General features: G+C 69.5%; 19 protein-coding genes. 14 read left to right on the top strand and 5 right to left on the bottom strand.

What is annotated here, in order from left to right; all coding sequences use genetic code 11:
* Nucleotides 1-132: 132 nt before the first annotated feature.
* From AC1Q9M_RS20445 to AC1Q9M_RS20420, 6 genes are all read left to right on the top strand, one after another.
* Nucleotides 133-1407, top strand: coding sequence for a Rieske 2Fe-2S domain-containing protein (locus tag AC1Q9M_RS20445; RefSeq protein WP_444687547.1), 1275 nt, complete (start codon nucleotides 133-135; stop codon nucleotides 1405-1407).
* Nucleotides 1408-1453: 46 nt separating this feature from the next.
* The gene (locus AC1Q9M_RS20440; protein WP_382322093.1) at nucleotides 1454-2431 is read left to right on the top strand and encodes a Bug family tripartite tricarboxylate transporter substrate binding protein; all 978 of its coding nucleotides are present in this window, start codon (nucleotides 1454-1456) and stop codon (nucleotides 2429-2431) included.
* 7 nt (nucleotides 2432-2438) lie between these two features.
* A complete protein-coding gene (locus AC1Q9M_RS20435) occupies nucleotides 2439-3230 on the top strand; it encodes an SDR family NAD(P)-dependent oxidoreductase (protein WP_382322092.1) in 792 nt (263 codons plus the stop codon).
* A 10-nt stretch (nucleotides 3231-3240) separates the two neighbouring features.
* Nucleotides 3241-4212: a PDR/VanB family oxidoreductase gene (locus AC1Q9M_RS20430; protein ID WP_492435474.1), complete on the top strand. Its 972-nt coding sequence runs from the start codon at nucleotides 3241-3243 to the stop codon at nucleotides 4210-4212.
* Between the two features lie 84 nt (nucleotides 4213-4296).
* Nucleotides 4297-4926, top strand: a complete 630-nt coding sequence (locus AC1Q9M_RS20425) for a TetR/AcrR family transcriptional regulator (RefSeq protein ID WP_444687544.1) — start codon at nucleotides 4297-4299, stop codon at nucleotides 4924-4926.
* Nucleotides 4927-4929: 3 nt separating this feature from the next.
* The gene (locus tag AC1Q9M_RS20420; RefSeq protein WP_382322089.1) at nucleotides 4930-5745 is read left to right on the top strand and encodes a crotonase/enoyl-CoA hydratase family protein; all 816 of its coding nucleotides are present in this window, start codon (nucleotides 4930-4932) and stop codon (nucleotides 5743-5745) included.
* A gap of 121 nt (nucleotides 5746-5866) precedes the next feature.
* Here AC1Q9M_RS20420 and AC1Q9M_RS20415 read toward each other — a convergent pair whose 3' ends face one another.
* Nucleotides 5867-6304, bottom strand: a complete 438-nt coding sequence (locus tag AC1Q9M_RS20415) for a PACE efflux transporter (RefSeq protein WP_444687543.1) — start codon at nucleotides 6302-6304, stop codon at nucleotides 5867-5869.
* 120 nt (nucleotides 6305-6424) lie between these two features.
* On the opposite strand from AC1Q9M_RS20415, the gene AC1Q9M_RS20410 reads away from it, so the two are divergent.
* Nucleotides 6425-7324 carry a LysR family transcriptional regulator gene (locus AC1Q9M_RS20410; RefSeq protein ID WP_444687542.1) on the top strand — a complete coding sequence of 300 codons (900 nt, stop codon included), beginning with the start codon at nucleotides 6425-6427 and terminating at the stop codon, nucleotides 7322-7324.
* Nucleotides 7325-7333: 9 nt separating this feature from the next.
* Here the strand turns inward: AC1Q9M_RS20410 and AC1Q9M_RS20405 are convergent, their stop codons facing one another.
* From AC1Q9M_RS20405 to AC1Q9M_RS20395, 3 genes are all read right to left on the bottom strand, one after another.
* Entirely contained in the window at nucleotides 7334-7537 is a 204-nt protein-coding gene (locus AC1Q9M_RS20405; RefSeq protein WP_291112721.1) for a putative motility protein, read from the bottom strand.
* Between the two features lie 76 nt (nucleotides 7538-7613).
* Nucleotides 7614-8576, bottom strand: coding sequence for a helix-turn-helix domain-containing protein (locus AC1Q9M_RS20400; RefSeq protein WP_492435470.1), 963 nt, complete (start codon nucleotides 8574-8576; stop codon nucleotides 7614-7616).
* Nucleotides 8577-8712: 136 nt separating this feature from the next.
* Nucleotides 8713-9399, bottom strand: a complete 687-nt coding sequence (locus AC1Q9M_RS20395) for a TetR family transcriptional regulator (protein WP_444692075.1) — start codon at nucleotides 9397-9399, stop codon at nucleotides 8713-8715.
* Nucleotides 9400-9505: 106 nt separating this feature from the next.
* Between AC1Q9M_RS20395 and AC1Q9M_RS20390 the strand changes: the two genes are divergently transcribed.
* The 6 genes from AC1Q9M_RS20390 (at nucleotide 9506) to AC1Q9M_RS20365 (ending at nucleotide 15936) form a co-directional block, all read left to right on the top strand.
* A complete protein-coding gene (locus tag AC1Q9M_RS20390; RefSeq protein WP_492435468.1) occupies nucleotides 9506-10321 on the top strand; it encodes a cyclase family protein in 816 nt (271 codons plus the stop codon).
* Complete coding sequence (locus AC1Q9M_RS20385; protein ID WP_492435466.1) at nucleotides 10318-11310, top strand: fumarylacetoacetate hydrolase family protein; 993 nt, start codon at nucleotides 10318-10320, stop codon at nucleotides 11308-11310. The genes AC1Q9M_RS20390 and AC1Q9M_RS20385 overlap by 4 nt, the downstream gene beginning before the upstream one ends.
* Nucleotides 11307-12563: a thiolase family protein gene (locus AC1Q9M_RS20380; RefSeq protein WP_492435464.1), complete on the top strand. Its 1257-nt coding sequence runs from the start codon at nucleotides 11307-11309 to the stop codon at nucleotides 12561-12563. The genes AC1Q9M_RS20385 and AC1Q9M_RS20380 overlap by 4 nt, the downstream gene beginning before the upstream one ends.
* A gap of 20 nt (nucleotides 12564-12583) precedes the next feature.
* Nucleotides 12584-13564: a Bug family tripartite tricarboxylate transporter substrate binding protein gene (locus AC1Q9M_RS20375; RefSeq protein WP_382322082.1), complete on the top strand. Its 981-nt coding sequence runs from the start codon at nucleotides 12584-12586 to the stop codon at nucleotides 13562-13564.
* Between the two features lie 2 nt (nucleotides 13565-13566).
* Nucleotides 13567-15192, top strand: coding sequence for a class I adenylate-forming enzyme family protein (locus AC1Q9M_RS20370; protein WP_492435462.1), 1626 nt, complete (start codon nucleotides 13567-13569; stop codon nucleotides 15190-15192).
* Nucleotides 15193-15285: 93 nt separating this feature from the next.
* Nucleotides 15286-15936: a response regulator transcription factor gene (locus tag AC1Q9M_RS20365; RefSeq protein WP_382153834.1), complete on the top strand. Its 651-nt coding sequence runs from the start codon at nucleotides 15286-15288 to the stop codon at nucleotides 15934-15936.
* A gap of 18 nt (nucleotides 15937-15954) precedes the next feature.
* Here the strand turns inward: AC1Q9M_RS20365 and AC1Q9M_RS20360 are convergent, their stop codons facing one another.
* Nucleotides 15955-17304 (bottom strand): esterase-like activity of phytase family protein, encoded by a 1350-nt coding sequence (locus AC1Q9M_RS20360; RefSeq protein WP_492435460.1) that lies wholly within the window; start codon nucleotides 17302-17304, stop codon nucleotides 15955-15957.
* A 173-nt stretch (nucleotides 17305-17477) separates the two neighbouring features.
* Here AC1Q9M_RS20360 and AC1Q9M_RS20355 point away from each other — a divergent pair, with 173 nt between their 5' ends.
* Nucleotides 17478-19232: a sensor histidine kinase gene (locus AC1Q9M_RS20355; protein ID WP_492435458.1), complete on the top strand. Its 1755-nt coding sequence runs from the start codon at nucleotides 17478-17480 to the stop codon at nucleotides 19230-19232.
* The last annotated feature ends 28 nt before the right edge of the window (nucleotides 19233-19260 follow it).

The raw sequence follows: 19260 nt of genomic DNA, 5'->3' as shown, positions 1-19260 counted from the left end.
AGCCCACATTGTATGAAATGCGTCCGCCTGATGGACAGTCGGCTCATTTTCTTTGACATGGATCAAGTGCCATTTAAAAATGGACATCTGTCTCACCTGACGTACAAGCAACCCACCCCACGGAGTCCCCCAGTGAACAAGGAAATGTCTGAAACGCTCACCCGCGTCGGTCCCGGCACCCGCATGGGCAACCTCATGCGCCGCTACTGGGTGCCCGCGCTGGCATCGAGCGAAATCCCCGAGGCCGACGGGCCGCAGGTGCGCGTGCAGCTGCTCGGCGAGAAGCTGCTGGCCTTTCGCAACACCGACGGCAAGGCCTGCCTGATCGGCGAGTTCTGCTCGCACCGCGGCGTCTCGCTCTACTTCGGCCGCAACGAGGAAAACGGCATCCGCTGCGCGTACCACGGTGTGAAGTTCGACGGCGATGGACAGTGCGTGGACGTGCCCTCCGCGCCGCAGGCCTGCGCGCGCATGCACATCAAGGGCTATCCCTGCGTCGAGCGCGGCGGCATCGTCTGGACCTACATGGGCCCGGCCGACCAGCAGCCCGCTCCGCCCGAGCTGGAGTGGTGCACGCTGCCGCCCGAACACGTGTTCGTCTCCAAGCGCTTGCAATACAGCAACTGGCTGCAGGCCATGGAAGGCGGCATCGACACCGCCCACGTGTCCTACGTGCACCGCTTCGAGGTCGACACCGATCCCATGCACCAGGGCGTCAAGGCGCTGGACTACATCAAGGCCGACGGCAACGTGAAGTTCGAGATCGAGCAGACGCCCTTCGGCCTGAGCCTGTTCGGCCGCCGCAACGGCGAGCCCGATTCCTATTACTGGCGCATCACGCAGTGGCTGTTCCCCTGGTTCACGCTCATCGCGCCGTTCGGCGACCACGCGCTGGGTGGCCATGTGTGGGTGCCGATCGACGACCACAACTGCTGGGCCTGGAGCATCAACTGGCAACCCGGCCAGCCGCTCACCGAGGAAGAGCGCACCGCGATGCAGGAGGGCAAGGGCATCCACGTCGAGTACGAGGCGCCGGGCAGCTTCATCCCCAAGCAGAACCGCGACAACGACTACGGCATGGACCGCGTGGCCCAGCGCGAAGACCGCTCCTACAGCGGCGTCTTCGGCTTCTCCGCGCAGGACTACTCGCTGCAGGAAAGCATGGGCACCATCCAGGACCACGAGGCCGAGAAACTGCTGCCCACCGACAAGGCCATCGTGATGGCGCGCCGCATGCTGCACGAAGCCGCGCTCGGCCTGGAGCAGGGCCAGACGCCGCCCGCGCTCGACGCCAGCGCACAGCACGTGCGCCCCGCCGGCGTGCTGCTGCCCAAGGAGCAGGACCCGGTGGCCTGGGCGCGCGAGGAACTCGCCGACGCCACGAAGAAACCGGTCTTCAGCCTCTGAGCGGCTTCCCCTTTTCCCCCACGACAGACCAACACAGGAGACACCCATGAAGTCCCATCTCAAACTCGCGGCCGCCGTCGCGCTCGCGGCCTGCGCGGCCACCTCGGCCTGGGCGCAAGGCGCCGACTGGCGCCCGAGCAAGCCGGTGCGCATCATCGTGCCCATCGTCGGCAGCACCAACGACGTGCTCGCGCGCCTGATCGGCCCCGAGCTGCAGAAGGCGTTCGGCCAGCCCTTCGTGGTCGAGAACAAGCCCGGCGCGGGCGGCAACATCGGCGCCTATGAAGTGGCGCGCTCCGCGCCCGATGGGCACACGCTGCTGATCGGCTACAACGGTCCGCTGGCGATCAACGTCACGCTGTTCGACAAGATGCCCTACGACCCGGTGAAGGACCTGGCCCCGATCACGCTCGCGGTGAAGGCGCCGCAATACCTGGCGGTGAACCCCGCCTCCGGTTTCACCGACGTCAAGGACTTCATCGCCAAGGCCAAGGCCAACCCGACGAAATACACCTACGGCTCGATCGCCATGGGCAGCGCCTCGCACCTCACCATGGAAATGATGAAGTCGGCGGCGGGCTTCCACATGACGCACGTGCCCTACCGGGGCGCGGGCCCGGCCGTCACCGACCTGATCGCGGGCAACATCCAGGCCGGCTTCTTCGTGCCGGGCAACGTGCAGGGCTTCGTGAAGGAAGGCCGCCTCAAGCTGCTGGCCTCCACCGGCCCCAAGCGCTTTCCCAGCACGCCCGATGTGCCCACGCTCGCCGAGTCCGGCCTGAAGGACTTCGAGGCCACCTCGTGGATCGGCCTGCTCGCACCCGCTGGCACGCCGCCGGCCATCATCAACCGCTACAACGAAGAGATGGTGCGCATCCTGAACTCGCCCGAGATCCAGAAGCGCCTGCACGAGATGGAGTTCGACATCATCGCGGGCTCGCCCAAGCAGTTCAGCGACTGGATCGGCACCGAGATCGTGCGCTGGGGCAAGGTCATCAAGGCCACCGGCGCCAAGGCGGAGTGAGCGACCCATGAGCGAACCCCAACGCGAACCCCGTCTGGCGGGCAAGACCGCGCTGATCACCGGCGGGGGCGCCGGCATCGGCGCCGCCGCGGCCCGGCTGTTCTGCCGCGAAGGCGCGGCCGTGCTGCTGGTGGACGCCGACGCCCAGGCCCTGGCGCGCACCCAGGAAAGCATCCTGCAGGCCATGCCGCAAGCGCGCGTGAGCACCGTTGCCGCCAACGTGGCCGACGAGGCCGCCGCGAAAGCGGCGGTGGCGCAGTGCACCGGGCAATGGGGTGGGCTCGACATCCTGGTCAACAACGCGGCCATGCGCAACTACACCGCCGCCGCCAACGCCACGGCCGCCGAATGGCAGGCCATGGTGGGCGTGAACCTGGTGGGCATGTCCAACTACTGCGGCGCGGCCCTGCCGGCCCTGCGGCACAGCGGCGCGGGCGCCATCGTCAACGTCTCGTCCTGCTACGCCGTGACCGGGCGCAAGGGCATGGCGCTGTACGACGCGACCAAGGCGGCTCAGCTCGCGTTCACGCGCAGCCTGGCCTTCGAGGAAGCGCCGCACGGCGTGCGCGCCAACGCCGTCTGCCCCGGCTCCACACTGACCGACTTCCACGTCGGCCGCGCGCAGGGCGCGGGCAAGAGCGTCGAGCAGCTCAAGACAGAGCGCAAGGACAGCTCGCTGATCGGCCGCTGGGCCTCGCCCGAAGAAATCGCCTGGCCCATCGTGTGGCTGGCCTCGGGCGAAGCGTCCTTCATCACCGGCACCACGCTGATGGTCGACGGTGGGCTGCACATCATGTGAGGCGCCAGCGATGTCGTCCATCCCCTTGCAGGCCCTGGTCCACAACCTCCGGCACGAGGCCACGGGCATCGTCAGCGTCGAGCTGCGTCCCGTGGCGCCGTGCACCGCCTTCCCCGTGGTGGAGGCCGGTGCCCACATCGACCTGCACCTGGGCAAGGGCCTGGTGCGCAGCTACTCGCTCACCAACCCGGGCGAGAGCCACCGCTGCGTGGTCGCCGTGCTCAACGACCGGCACAGCCGGGGCGGCTCGCGCTACGTGCACGAGCAGCTGCGCGTGGGCCAGGTCATCGCCATCGGTGCGCCGCGCAACCACTTCCGGCTGCAGGAAGACGCGCCGCGCAGCGTGCTGCTGGCCGGCGGCATCGGCGTCACACCGGTGTTCGCCATGCTCCAGCGCCTGGCCGAACTGCAGCGCCCGGCCTGGCTCATCTACTGCGCGCGCAGCCGCAAGGAAGCGGCCTTCGTGGCCGACATCGAGACCCTGGTGCGGGCGCACCCCGCCCTATCGCTGCGCTGCCACTTCGACGACGAACACGGCGGGCCACCCGACCTCGTGCAACTGCTCGACGGCCACGCCAAGGACACCCACTTCTACGCCTGCGGCCCCGCGCCCATGCTCGACGCCTACGAACGCGCCTGCGCGCAACTGGGCCAGGCGAACGTGCACCTGGAACGCTTCGCCGCCGGCGCGCCCGTGGCCGACACCACGGCCGCGGTGGGCTACAGCGTGGAACTGCGCAAGTCCGGCAAGACCGTGCAGGTCGCGCCCGGCGTGGTGCTGCTCGACGCCTTGCTCGACGCCGGCGTGACCCTGGACCACAGCTGCCGCGAAGGCGTGTGCGGCGCCTGCGAGACCAAGGTCATCTCGGGCGACGTGGAGCACCACGACCTCATCCTCACCCAGCAGGAGCGCGCGGCCAACAAGTCCATGATGGTCTGCGTCTCGCGCTGCCGCTCGGGCCGCCTCGTGCTCGACGCCTGAGCCCACCCCACCCGCCGCGCGGCCCTTGCGCGGCTCTTTTTTCGGCGGTAATATAACAACGTTACTGAAACGTACCGTTGATACATGAACCCTCCCCCATCGAGTTCCACCGGCCCCTGGGCGTCCAGCGTGCGCGACATGAAGCGCGTGGCCATCCTCGCCGCCGCGAGCGAGGTGTTTGGCGAAGAGGGCCTGCAGGGCGCCACCATGCGCCAGATCGCGCAGCGCGCCGGCTGCACCACCGGCGCCATCTACCCGCTGTTCGCGAGCAAGGAGCTGATCTACGCCGAGCTGCTCGCCACCTCGCTGGCCGACCTGCACGCCCACGTGTCCGCCGCCGCCAGCGGCGCGGGCGCGGGCCTGCCGCACGAGCGCGCCGCCAAGGCCTTTCTCGACCACTACCTCGCGCGCCCCTACGAGGTGAACCTCGGCCTCTACGCCTTCAACGGCCTGAAGAAACTCGGCGTCGGCAAGGAACACGACCTCGCGCTCAACAAGGCGCTGATGGACACCCTGGTGCTGCTCTCGCCGCACGCCCGGCGCAGCCGCCACAGCCCGCCCGACGCCGAGGCCATGGCCACCTTCGCGCAGCTCATCGGCACGCTGGTGCTGCACCAGGCCGGGCGCCTGCAATTCGCCAAGCTTTCCCCCAGGCAGCTCATCGAGCATTCATTGACCACCCGCCGGCGCGCCGCCGGACAGCAGGAGACATGACACATGGCAGTGCGAACCGAAAAGAACGGCCCGGTCTGGACCATCGTCCACAGCCGGTTTGACGAAGCGCGCAACGCGATGGACCCCGAGAGCGCCGATGCCCTCGTGGCCGCGCTGCAGGCCTTCGACAAGGACTCAAGCGCCTCCGTGGCCGTGCTCTGGGGCGAGGGCGGCGCCTTCTGCGCCGGCTGGGACCTGAAGTACGCCAGCACCCTGAACGACCGCGAGAAGTTCGACGCCGACATCTCGCGCGGCCTGGCCTTCCCCATGGGCGCCAACGACGCGCCGCGCGGCCCGCTCGGGCCCACGCGGCTCGAACTCTCCAAACCCGTCATCGCCGCCGTGGAAGGCCCGGCCGTCGCCGGCGGCATGGAGCTCGCGCTGTGGTGCGACATCCGCGTCATGGCCGACACCGCCTACTTCGGCGTCTACTGCCGGCGCTGGGGCATCCCCTTGCTGGACGGCGGCTCCGTGCGCCTGCCCCGGCTCGTGGGCCAGGGCCGCGCGATGGAAATCATCCTCACCGGCCGCAAGGTGCCGGCCACCGAAGCGCTGGCCATCGGCATGTGCGAGAAGGTGGTGGGCGAGGGCGGTGCGCGCGCGGCCGCCGAGGCCATGGCGCAGGAGATCGCGCGCTTCCCGCAGGCCGCTGTGCGCGCCGACCGCCGCACCGTGCACGAAACCTACGGCCTGCCCCTGCGCGAAGCCATGCGCCGTGAATGGCACAACGGCGTGGAGGCGCACTGGGAGCAGGGCGCCGACGGCGCGGGCCGCTTCGCCGCCGGCCTGGGCCGCAGCGGCGATTTCAAGACGATCTAGAAGCACCCCCCTGCGCCGCTGCGCGGCTTCCCCCCTCCGTGGCGCGCCTTCGGCGCTTCGAGGGGGGACGGCATCTTGGGCCGGCGAAGCCGGACCCTCGATGCCTCTGGTGGGCGTTGCTTCAGGCGCCCTGCGGCGCGGGCTGGGCCGAGGCCGGCAGGCCGAAGATCTTGTCGAACGCCAGGTTGAACACGAAGGTGTAGACCAGGAAGAACACGATCAGGCCCAGGTCCAGCACGAAGGCCTGCCAGAGCGAGATGTCCAGCCACCAGGCGAACAGCGGCACCAGCGTGATCACCAGGCCCCCTTCGAAACCGATGGCGTGCGCCACGCGGCGCAGCACGCTGCGCCCGCGCTTGGCCTGGCGCGCCTCCCAGCGCTCGAACAAGGTGTTGTAGACCAGGTTCCAGATCACCGCGATGGCCGAGGCGGCAATGGCCGCCACGCTCGCGTGGCCCATGTTGGCGCCCGACAGCAGGGCCAGGCCCGTGGTGGACATGGTGATGGCGATGATCTCGTAGAGGGTGATGTAGACGACTTTGCGTTTGATGCCTTGCATGGCGAACTCCGATTTTCCTGGCCTCCGGGCCAGTGTGGCTGAGGCAATGAGCGCATGGTAGGTCGGCTTGGCTGACGATAAAAGTCAGATACTTTCAGAAAATCTGATAAGTTAGCCGCCATGGCCTTTTCCAGCGACAACGTGCGCGTCTTCCTCGCGGTGCTCGACGCCGGCTCGTTTTCGGCCGCCGCGCGCCAGCTCGGGCGCGTGCCCTCGGCCGTGAGCATGACCATTGCCCACCTGGAAGCCGAGCTCGATCTCGTGTTGTTCGACCGCAGCGCGCGCGAACCCAGACCCACCGACGTGGCGCGCGCGCTGGAGCCGCAGGCCCGGCAGCTCGCCAGCCAGCTGCGCCAGCTGCAGGCGCACGCCGAAGGCCTGCACCAGGGGCTGGAGCGCCAGCTCACCATCGCCATCGCGCCCGAGCTGCTGTCCGCACCCTGGAGCCAGCCGCTGGCCGTGCTGGCCACCGAGTTCCCCGCGCTCATCGTCGAAGTGCTGTCCGCCCCGCAGGCCGATGCGCTGCGCATGCTGCACGCGGGCGACGCGCAGCTCGCGCTCGTGTTCGAGCGCCCGGGCACCGATGAGCGCGAAGGCTTTCAGGAACTGGGTCAGGAAATCCTGGTGGCGGTGATTTCACCTTCTCACCCCGAGGTGCGGGCGCGCCAGGGCCAGCTGCAGCTGAACGACCTGATCGACATCCGCCAGATCGCCGTGGTCAGCCGCGACCCGCGCGGGCGCGACCCCCGCCTGCTGCTCTCGCGCCACATCTGGCGCACCGACAGCCACCTCGCCACGCTCAGCCTGGTGCAGGCCGGTCTGGGCTGGGCCTACCTGCCGCGCAGCCTCATCGCGCCCATGGTGGCGGCCGGCACGTTGACGGAAATCCGCTTCAACAACATCAGCAACCAGCTGCGCGTGTGGGTGGACGTGGTGTGGCACACCGACCGGCCCATGGGCCTCGGTGCCAAGCGCTTCATCGAGTTGATGCGGCAGGCCGCGACGAGCGGAGCGGCCTGAGCCGGGCGCTCAGACCAGCGCGTTGACCTGCGTGCCCAGCGAGCCGCCGCTGGCCAGCGGCAGGGCGGCCGGCAAGGCGTTGAGCATCGCCATGGCGCTGGACGACTGGATGTCCTGCGCCTTCTTCAGCACCTGGATCTGCACTTCGCTGGTGACCTGATCGCGCTTCATGTCGGCGACGGCGTGAACAAGGGCGGCGGGAGAAACGTCCATGGGGCTTCCAAGCGGGGAGAAAAGATGCCCCTTGTATCGGCCGCTCCCGGGCGAACTTGACCGGCCTGTGGGCCGTTCAGCCCGCGCGGAACTCCCCCGGCGCCACGCCATAGCGCTGCTTGAAGCGCCGGTAGAAGGTCGACACCTCGCCAAAGCCCGCCGCGAAACCGATCTCGGCCGTGCCCAGGTGGCGCGACGCCGGGTCGCGCAACAGCGCGTGCGCGCGCGCCAGCCGGGCGCGCGTGAGGTATTCGTGAAAACTGCCGTCCGACAGCGCGAACAGCTGGTGCAGCGTGCGCAGCGACACGCCGAACGCCCGCGCCACGCGCTCGGGCGTCAGGTCCATCTCGCTCGAGCGCTGCTCCACCTGCTGCTGCACGCGCAGCAACAGCGCGCGCCGCCGCGCCAGCCGCGTGGGCTCGTGCTGATCGGGGCCCGCCCCCACCGCACCCGCCACCAGCGCGCACAGCGTGCCCAGGGCCATGTCCCGGCTCGTGGCGGAAAGCCCCGCGTGGTGCCGCAACAGGCCGTCGAGCCAGTTCGCGATCAGCTCGCGCTCGGTGTGCGCGCGGTCGATGTGGTGCATGGGCAGCCGCTCACCCGAGCGCAGCGCCAGCAAGGGGTGCAGCCGCGCGCGCTCGATGCGCCAGAGGCGGAAATCGAACACCCCGTCGGTGCCGGTGCGAAAGGCCAGGTTGGGGTCGGCGATCACGATGTCGCCGGCCTCGGCCACACAGCGCTGGCCCTGCTGTTCGAACCACGCGCGGCCCTGCCGCTGCAGGTACACGTAGTAGGTGTCGCCCGGGCACTCATCGATGTCCTGTTCACGGCGCTGCACCAGGTGGCCGTCGCAGACGATGTCGGTCACGTCCAGCGCGCCCAGGTGGCGCCGCGCGATCGCGCCATGGAAGGGTGGGCGCGGGTGCACCGCCGGCTGGCGCTGCGGCGTCAGCGCGTACACGTGCTCGCAACACGCCTCGCGCCATTCGTCGAAGCGCGTGGCGGCCGGCACGCTGTCGGTGGACCACTCCGTGAGCATGGTGGAACTGCCTCCTGGTTGGGACGGCTGCCAGTATCCAGCGTTTTGATCAAAACGAACAATATCGCGGGAATATGAACAGAAGCGAATCGATTGAGCGGCTTGTGCTCAGGAAGCCGGGCACGGCCCGGGCAGGCTATGCCAGCGGCGTGGCCTGCAGGCCGCCCACGACAAAGCGCACCAGGTACTTCGCGGCATCTTCAATCGGTGGGGCGGTGAACTCCGCACCCAGCAGCGTCAGGATCCGGTCGTGGGCGTTGTGGGCGTAGAAGAAGGCGCCAAAGAGAAACACCATGCGCCAGTAGAACTCCTTGTCGTCGAGGTGCGTGCAACGCCGATGCAGCTCCTGCATGAAGTCCTTGGCGAACCCGTCCACGATCGATCCCATCGCTTCCCGCACGTCGGGGGATGGGTCGGCCAGCATGCGGCCATAGAAGCTCCGGAACGCGTCGCGCTGCTCCGCGGCGGCGCCCGCCACACGCAGCGAAGGCTCCATGGCGGCCAGCAGCAGGTCCTCGATGGGGGCGTTCGTCTCCACGGCGGACGAGAGCCGGGCCATGCGCTCCGCCATGATGGGCCCGAGGCGGCGCTCCAGCACGGCGCGACACAGCGCCTGCTTGGAGCCCCAGTAGTAATGGAACATGCCGAGGTTGACCCCGGCGGCTTCCGCGATCTGGCGAATGCTCGTCCCGCCATAGCCCTGGGCCGCGAACAGCTGCTCCGCCGCGTCCAGGATCAGCGCCTGCGTGTTGGGGCGTTCTGATTCGCCCACGGCCTCGGCGCGTGGGCGCCTGCCGGTCGGACTCAACTTTTTCGTGGCCATGTGCTCTCCCGCGCCCGCCGTCGAGCGCTCAAATCGGTTCGGCCATTGTGCCTGTTGACATAAAGTCATACGTGCGTATAAACTCAAATTACACGAACGTATAAACATGAAACTCATCGACCTCAGCACCTTGTTGGACCCCCAGGACCGAGACCTTCTGCCGCCATCGCTCAGTGCAGCGGCCGGCGTTGTCGCTCCCCGGATCGAATACCAGCGCCCCGACGAAGCCGAAGGCAAGGACCGCTTCTGCGCGTTTTTCGGCTGCACCCACGAAGACCTCCCGGACGGGGAGGGCTGGGGGTCGGAAGTCCTGACCGACATGTCCTCGCACTGCGGCACGCACGTGGACGCGCCGATGCACAGCGGCTCCCGCTGCGCGGGCCAACCGGCCCGGACGATCGATCAGATTGCCCTGGACGAGCTCTATTGCCCGGGCGTCGTGCTCGACTTGCGCGCCATGGTCGAGCCTTGTGGCGCGATCACCCCCGCCATGCTGAACGAGGCCCTGGGCACGGCCGGCGTGGGCGACATCGCCGGCCACGCGGTGCTGCTGCGCACGGGGCAGGAGCGCTTCCGGATCGGGGAGCCGGGCTTTTTCCAGTACCCGGGCATGACGCGCGAAAGCACGCTCCATCTCACCGGCCTGGGCGCCAAGGTGCTGGGCACCGACGCCGTGGGTTGGGACCGGCCGTTTCCCACGATGGCGGCCGATTTCCGCCGCACCGGCGACCGCCGGTATCTGTGGGACGCGCACAAGGCCATCACGGAGTGCGAAGCCTTCATCGTCCAGCAGCTCTGCAACCTGGAAGCGCTGCCGGCCAGCGGTTTCCACGTCGGCTTCTTTCCGATCAAGCTGGCGCGCACCAGCGCGGCACCCGCCCGCGCCGTCGCCTTCCTTCCCGACCTCCTGAAGACGCCATGAAACTCGTCACCTACCGATCCGCGCCCACGCAGCCGCCCCGGCTCGGCGTTCTCCAGGGCGATGGCGCCCTCCTGTGCCTGACCAGCCGGCATGCGGGCGACGCCCGCTTTTCGTCCATGGCCGCCCTGCTCGCGGCAGGCGAAGACGCGCTCGCGCAGGCGCGCCGGGATGCCGAGGCCCACCGCCCCGGGCATCCGAACGAAGTGCCACCCGGCGGTTATGGGTTGTTGACCCCGCTCGAACGCCCACCCCTGATGCGCGACTGGGGCACGATGACGGCGCACCCGAAGTTCTTCCTGGCAATGCGCGCGCGCCAGCGCGCGCAGGCCAGCCCGGATCCCGCGGCGGCCCTGGAAGCGGCGCGCCAGGAAGGCCAGCTGGATCTGCCCGCCAACTGGTTCAGCGTGCCGCGCTTCTACACCGCCAACCCCTTGAACCTGGCCGGGCCCGGCCAGGCCATCGAATGGCCCGCCTTCGCGCAGAAACTCGACTACGAGCTGGAACTCGCCATCGTTCTGGGGCGCACGGGCAGGGACATTCCCCAGCACCGGGCGCGCGATTTCATCCTGGGCGTGACCCTGTTCAACGACTTCACGGCCCGCGACGTGCAGGCGGCCGAAGGCCAGCCCGCGGGCAAGAGCAAGGACTTCGATGGCGCCTACGCGCTGGGCCCTTGCATCGTCACGCTGGACGAGCTGCCCGACCTGTACAAGCTGCGCGTCACCTCGCGGCTCAACGGGGAGACGCAGACGGTGGACAGCACGGCCAGCATGGAAATCGGCTTCGAGGACCTGATCGCCTACGCCAGCCGGTCCTGCACCTTGCACGCCGGGGAGGTGTTCGCCTCGGGCACCTTCGCGCGGGGTTGTGGCGTGGAGACCGGCCGGCTGCTGCAGCCCGGGGACCGCATCGAGCTGGAGGCCGAGCACATCGGCATTCTGGAGAACACCATCGTCGCGTCCGGCGCTGCCCTGAAAGGCGGCGCATGAGCTCTGCCGTCTACATCGTGGGCGTCGGCATGACACCGACCGGCAAGTTCGCCGATGCCACGCTGCACCAGCTCACCGCCACGGCGGTGCGCGCGGCGCTGGCGGATGCCGGGGCCACCGGGGCGCAGGTGCAGATGGCGTACTTTTCCAATGTGGCGGCTTCCTACCTGCAAGGCCAGCACATGGTGGCCGGCCAGGTCGTGCTGCGCGAACTCGGCATCGCCGGGGTGCCCATCGTCAACGTCGAGAACGCCTGTGCCAGCGCCTCGACGGCCTTCTGGCTGGCGTGCCAGAGCGTGCGCAGCGGCAGCGCCGACATGGCGCTCGCGGTGGGGGCCGAGAAGCTGTACGACGCGAACAAGTCCAAGTCCTTCGAGATCTTCGGCGGCGGCTTCGATGTGACCCGCCAGGGCGAGCTGCTGGCCTACCTGGAGCGCCTGAAAGGCGCGGCCGGCGCGCCGGCCGACCCGGCGGCTTCTTCGCCGCAGCGAAGTGTCTTCATGGACATCTACGCGGCGCTGGCCGTGAACCACATGCAGCGCCACGGCCTGACGCAACGCCAGCTGGCGGCCGTGGCGGCCAAGAACCACGCGCACTCGGTGCACAACCCGCTCGCGCAATACCGCGATGCGTGGTCCATCGACGAGGTGCTGGCCGCCCGTGCCATCGCCGACCCCCTGACGCTGCCGATGTGCGCGCCGATCGGGGACGGGGCCGCGGCCGTGCTCGTCTGCAACGCGGCGGGACTGCGGCGCCTGTCCGGCGCGGCACCCGTCGATGTGCTGGCTTGCCAACTGGTGAGCGGTCTTCCCCGCCACGACGACGACGTGGACCTCGCCATCACGCGCCGGGCCGCCCTGGCCGCCTACGAAGGCGCGGGCATCGGGCCCGAGGACGTGGACGTGGCCGAGGTCCACGATGCCACCGCGTTCGGCGAAATCCTCCAGACCGAGGCGCTGGGTTTTTGTGCCCGCGGCGAAGGGGGCGTGTTTGCCGAATCCGGCGCGACGGCGCTCGGCGGATCGCTGCCCATCAATGTCTCGGGTGGACTCGAATCCAAGGGCCATCCGATCGGCGCCACCGGTCTGATGCAGATCGCCGAGCTGACGCAGCAGCTGCGCGGGCAGGCGGGCCCGCGACAGGTCGCGGGTGCGCGCGTGGCCCTCGCGGAGAACGGTGGCGGATTCATCGAGAACGAGGAGGCCGTCGCTTGCGTCACCCTCCTTGGCGCCGGCCGCCAGAGACGAGCTTGAACACCCAAAGGAACCCTGACATGAAACGAACCCCCATCCCCCGCCGCCACGCGCTGGCGTGCCTGGCCAGCCTCGCGGTGGCATCGCCCCTGTGGGCACAAACCCCCTGGCCCAGCAAACCCATCCGGCTGGTGGTGCCCGCCAGCCCGGGCAGCGGCCCGGACGTCATGGCGCGCCTGATCGGCGATCGGCTGGCACGGCGCCTGGGCCAACCCATCGTGGTCGAACCGACCCCGGGCGCCTCCGGCATCCTGGGGGCCGACAAGGCCCTGAACGCGCCACCGGACGGCTACACCTTTCTGTTCGGATTCAACCAGCTGATGACCATGAATCCGCACATCTACGCCAAGCTCCCCTACGACCCGGTGCGCGGCATCGCGCCGGTGAGCCTGATCTCCAAGGGGGGCTATGTGCTGCTCGCCAGCCCGTCGGTGCCTTTCGATGACGTGGCGGGCATGATCAAACATGCGCGGGCCCATCCCGGCGCCCTGGTCTATGCGTCCTTCGGCAATGGCAGCGCGCCCCACCTGGGCATGGAGCTGCTCAAGCAGCGCGCCGACATCGATCTGCTGCACGTGCCCTACCGCACCAGCGCGGCGGCCAACACCGACCTCATGGCCAACCAGATCCACGTCAAGATCGAAACGCAGTCCTCGGCCGTTCCGCTGGTGCGCAGTGGCAAGGTGAAGGCCCTGGCGGTCACCACGGGCACCCGCATGAGCGCGCTGCCGGAAGTTCCCACCCTGAAGGAGACGGTGCCCGGTTTTGAGCTCACCGGCTGGAACGCCGTCTGGGCCCCCGCGGGCACACCGGCGAATGCGGTGGACCAGATGTCCCGCGCCATCCAGGCCACGCTGCAGGAACCCGAACTGCGCAAGCGGCTCGGTGACATGGGCATCGATCCCCAGGGCTCGATGCCCGGCGAGCTCGACCAGTTGACCGTCCAGGAATCCGCGCAGTGGGGCAAGCTGATCCGGGAAAAAGGCATCAAGGCGGATTGAGCATGGCACCCGCGACCCCGCACACGATCGCCGATCTGGTGGAAGCCTTGGCGCGCGAGCGCGGCGACGATCTGGCCCTGACCTTCGTCGACCACGCCGTGGCGAAGGAGGAGGAAGGCACCCAGCGCCGAACCTATGCGCAGCTGTGGCGGGCCGCCACACGCCTTGCCACCGGCCTGAGCCAGCAAGGTTTTCGCCCCGGTGAACGGGTGGCCCTTCTCATGGCCAACCACCCGGAATTCGTGGAGATGCTGGTCGCCAGCGGCCTCACCGGGCTCACGCTGGTGCCCATGGACCCTCGCACGCCCCCCGAGCGGCTGGCCTACATGCTGACCAAGACGCGCTGTTCGCTGCTGATCGCGGAGCCCGAAGCGCTGCAGGGAGCGCTGGCGGTGCGTGGCGCCTGCCCCGACCTGCGTTTGATGGCGGTGCTCGGCCACCCCGCCGCGCCCCTGGTCGCGGGCGTGGTGCCTTACGACAGCCTGCCCGCCGCCACCGGGTCGCCCGCGCTTGCCGCCCTTCGGCGCCCCGCCGACGAGGACATGCAGATCCTCTTCACCTCGGGCACCACCGGGAACCCCAAGGGCATCGTGTACAGCCACCGCAAGTTCACCGACACGGCCCGCATGGCCGCCACGGCCTTCGGGTACGGCCCGGGCGACAGGCTGTACTCCGGACTCTCGCTGACCCACGCCAACGCTCAGCTGGTGACCCTGGGCGCGGCCCTGGTCCGCGGGCTGCCCGTGGTCTTCTCGCGGCGGTTCAGTAAGCGCCGGATGTGGCGCACGGTGCGTGAGCACCGCTGCACCAGCCTGACCTTGCTCGGTGGCATGACCACCGCCATCTACTGCGACCCCGCGACGCCGGCCGATCGCGACCACCAGGTGCGCCTGGTGGTGTCCGCCGGCATGCCGGCGGCCATCTGGAACGACTTCGAACACCGCTTCGGCGTGAGCCTGCTGGAGTTCTACGGCACCGCCGAGGGCGGCCTGACGATGAAGCCCGCCGGGGTCGGGCCCATCGGCAGCATCGGCCAGCCGCCACCTTCGCTGAGCACGCGCATCGTGGACGGCGCGGGGCAGGACGTGGCACCCGGCGAGCGGGGCCAACTGCTGATCCGCTCCTCGGACGGCACGCCTTTCCAGGTGTCCTATGTGGACGACCCCGACGCGTCCGAAGCCAAGTGCCGCGGTGGCTGGCTGTGGACGGGCGACGTGGTGCACGCCGATGCGCAGGGCTGGCTGTTCTTCGACTTTCGCCTGGGTCACGGCATCCGCCGCAATGGCGACTTCATCGACGCCGCGGCCATTGAAAAGGCGCTGGCCGAAACCGCGCTGGTGGACGACGTCTTCGTGTTCGGTGTGCCTGCCGCGTCCCGCGTTCCCGGCGAATCGGATGTGGTGGCGGCGGTCGTCTTCAAGCCGGGAGCGCCTGTCCAGCGGGAACCCGCTGTCGCGGCGCTCCACGCCGCCTTGACCCGGCCCGTGGTCCTGCAGCAGGTCCTGCCCTTGGATGCCATTCCCAAGACCGCCTCGGAGAAACCCCTGGCCCGCGTGCTGTGCCAGCTCCTGGTGGACCGACCGGATCAGGCCCTGGATTGGCCGGCATCGACGCCGTTGAACACATGAGCACGGCCTGAATGAGCTTTTCGCGCGCGCATTGCCAAGCCTTGGCGCGCGGTTTGCGAAGACAGCTGGCCTGAGTCTGCGCAAGATGGCGGTGTGTGCCTTGACGCTTCCTCCCCTTCGCGCTGCTGCGACACCCCGCCACCCACCACGGTCCTGATCGCCGACGACCACGCGCTGGTGCGCGACGGCATGCGCGGCCTCGTGGCCGGCCTGCTCGGCGAGGTGGTCTGCCTGGAGGTGGGCGATGGCGACGCGCTGATGCGCGCGGCCCAGGCGCACCCGGCGGCCGGGCTGGCCCTGGTGGACCTGAACATGCCCGGCATGGAGCGCGGTTTTCGCCTGGCCGAACTCGCGCACCGCCACCCGGGCCTGCCGCTGGTGGTGATCTCGGCGCTCACGTCGCCCGACGTGGTGCGGCGCACGCTGGAGATTCCCAGCGTTCACGCCTTCGTGCCCAAGAGCGCGCCCTCGGCGCAGATCATGGCCGCGATCGGCGCGGCGCTGCAGGGCCGAAAGCTGCCTTTCGCGCACCGCGCCCCCGAAGCGCGGCGGCCCGAGGTGGTGCTCACGCCGCGCATGGAAGAGGTGCGCCAGCTGCTGCGCCAGGGCATGAGCAACAAACTCATTGCGCGCACGCTGGGCATCAGCGAGGGCACGGTGAAGAACCACATGAGCGAGATCTTCAAGGCGCTGCAGGTGTCCAACCGCACGCAGGCGGCGCAGCTCGACGCCGACCGCCTGTGAAGCCCGCTCGGGCCGGGCTCAGCGCGCCGACAGGAAGTCGCCCGCTTCGAGCAGCACCAGCTCGTTGTCGTCTGCCTTGTTGGGGTCGCGGCTGCTGGAGAACGGCAGGTTGTTGTCGTTGCCCACCACGATGTGCCGCGCATCGACGATGTCCACGTTCTCGATGGTGAAGAACGGGAAGGTGAGCACGCCGTTGTTCAGCGGCTTGCGGGCCAGCTGGTTCGGGTCGGCGATGTTCATCAGGTCGATGTAGCCGATCTTGCGCAGGGGGCCGCCCACGTGGGCTTCGTTCAGCTCCACCTTGTAGACCCGCTTGAACTTGGCCAGGTCGTGGAAACAATCGGCGCGCTTCGTGGCTTCCGGGCAGGCCTTGTCGGCCGTGCCTTCGCCGTTGTCGCGCTCGATGATCAGGCCTTCGGTGGGGCTGATCATGTTGAAGTCGCCGATGGCGTGGTGGTTGGCCTCCAGCACGTACTTCCAGTGGCGACCGGTCCACTTCTCCGTCTTCACGTCGAACTCCAGCACGCGCAGGTACTGCCTGCCGTCGATGGCTTCCGGCGCCTTGGTGGCCTCGTCCCACACGGCACCCTCCAGCAGGGGGTAGAGCTTGCTGCCGTCGGGCGATGAGGCCATGCCCTCGAAGCCCTTGGAACGGCGCACCTGGAACTTGACCTCGCCGCCCTGCGCACCGGGCGTCTTCACCGCCGGGTGGTCGGGCGAAACCACGGTCTTGCCATCCACCTGGGTTTCGTACACCGCCTTCACGCGGCCCTTCATGTCGGCCTTGATCAGGTAGGGGCCGAATTCGTCGCCGATCCAGAAGTGGCCGTCCGCGATCTGGAAGCTCTCGGTGTCGAGGTCCGAGCCCGTCAGGTAACGTTGTGCCGTGCCCTCGTGCACGATGCGGAACGGCACCTTCTTGTCGGGGTCGTGCAGGAACACGGTGCCCAGGCGCTTGAACTGCCCGCTCTTGAAGTCCACCCGGTAGTGGTTGAGGAACAGCATGAAGTCGGGCGAGTTGGCCTTGGCGCCGGCGCCGTTGTCCGTCAGCAGCCAGTAGCTGCCGTCGGCCATGCGCTTGATGCCTGAGTGGCCCTGAACAGGCTGGCCCTTGAAGGGCAGCGACACCCCCGTGGGCCGGCCGGCGGACAGGCCTTCCACGCTGCCGATGGCCTCGACGCGGCGGTCGGTGGTGAACTTGCCGCTGACGCGCAGATCGGCCGGCGCGTCCTTGGGCGCGGCGATCAGGGTCTGCGCGGGCAGCAAGGCGTGCCCGGCGAGGGTGGCCGGGTAAGCGGTCTGGGCCTGGGCGGAGAGGCTCAGGCTGGCGACGGCCAGGGCGAGCAGGGCAGGGGGGTGCAGCTTCATGAGAGGGTGCCTTCGTTGGGGTCAATGGACGCGGATCGGGGCCGAGCTTGCCGCCCTGCCATGACAGCGGTGCGACCTTTTGATGACGGTGTGTTGACGGCCTCGCACGCCATGCCAGGCGTTGGCGCGCGCATTGCGAAGACAGGCGGCCCGCCGGTGCGCAAGATGCCGGCATGCACCGGGACGCCCTTTCCCCCCGCGCGCGCCGGGACGATCAGCCCGACCCCGAGGACAGCGCCCACACGGTGGCCTCGCTCTGGGCCTTGCGCGCCTGCGAGCTGCTGTGCGCGCTCATGTTCGCCACCGCCCTGCCCTGGCAGCAGCCGGCCGCGTGGTTCTCGGTCATCGCGGGCATGGGCCTGCTGCGCTGGTGGCACGTCAACCGCCCGGCGTTCCGCGCCCTGCCCAAGGCGCGCCGCCAGCGCGCGTACCGCCTCTACATGTGGGTGCTGATGGCCTTCGTGGGCAGCGCCTGCTGGTTCCTCTACGTGCCCGACAACGTGCCCATGCTCGCGGTGCTCATGAGCTACCTGCTGGGCAATGCCACGCTGATCGCGGTGCGCCTCACCGGCGATGTGGTGCGCACCACCATCGCGCTGTGCCTGGCGGTGCTGCCGACCTCGGTGCGCCTGATCGTCGACGGCCTGGGCGGCCACACGCTGCTGGTGCTGATGGGCATCGGCGGCATCCTCATGACCATCACCATGGTGTTCCTCTCGCGCGCGCAGGAGATCGGCGTGATGCGCCAGGTGGAGCAGCGGCGCCGCGCCGAGGCGGCGGCCGACACGATCGCGGCGCTGGGGCTGGCGAAGTCGCGCTTCTTCGCAGCGGTGAGCCACGACCTGCGCCAGCCGGTGCACGCCATCGGCCTGTACCTCGCGCCGCTGGTGAGCCTGGCCGAGCGCGCGCAGGACCGCGCGGCCCTGCGCGCCATCGACGGTATCGGCCAGTCGTGGCGCGCGCTGGACGACCTGCTGTCGCAGGTGCTGGACCTCACGCGCATGGACTCGGGCGTGGTGCAGGCCGAGCTGCGGCCCACCGAACTCGCGCCGCTGGTGGCGAGCCTGGTGCGCCAGCACAGCGCCGTGGCCGAGGCGGCGGGCGTGCGCCTCGTCGCGCTGGCGCGCCCCGAGGCCTTCGCGCTGGCCGATGGGCTGATGCTGGTGCGCGTGCTCTCCAACCTGATGGACAACGCCATCAAGTTCTCGCCCGCCGGGGCCACCGTGCTGGTGGCGCTGCGCTGGGGTGACGGTGGGTGTTGGCGGCTGCAAGTGCGCGACGCGGGCCTGGGCATCGCGCCCGAGGCGCAGGCGCGCATCTTCGAAGAGTTCGTGCAGATGCACAACGAGGCGCGCGACCGCCGCCAGGGCCTGGGCCTGGGGCTGGCGATCGCGCGGCGGCTCGCGCTGCTGATGAACGGCGACATCGCGGTGCGCTCGGCGCTGGGGCAAGGTAGCTGCATGACGGTGAGCCTGCCGCGCGCCGAACCACCACCCGAGGCCGCGCCGGCGCCGGCGCACGAAGCGCATTCGATGCCGGGCGCGCTGCTGCCCCTGCCCGAGCACGCCGTGCCCTCGCCCGCGTTCGCGGTGGAGCGCGTGCTGCTGGTGGAAGACGACTCGCTGGTGGCCGGCGCCACGCGCGACCAGCTCGTGGGCTGGGGCCTGCAGGTGCTGCACGTGGAGACGGCGGCCGAGGCGCTGGCGCAGGCGGCGTATGGCGACGTGGCCATCTGCGACGTTCGGCTGCCGCACGCGGCCTCGGGCCTGGACCTCGCGCTGACCCTGCGCGAGCGGGGCCAGCGCGTGCTGCTCATCAGCGGCGAGACGCACGCGGCCTTGCGCGAATCGGCCGCGCGGCACCGCCTGCCGCTGCTGATCAAACCGGTGTCGAGCGCGCAGCTGCTCGCGGCCTTGCAAGGGCTGTAGGCGCGTGCCCATGTCCTTCGGGACATGA

This window comes from Hydrogenophaga sp. GW823-FHT04C09, from assembly GCF_058796355.1.
Note: the sequence above shows the minus strand (reverse complement) of the source record. Positions and strands in the feature narration are given on the sequence as shown.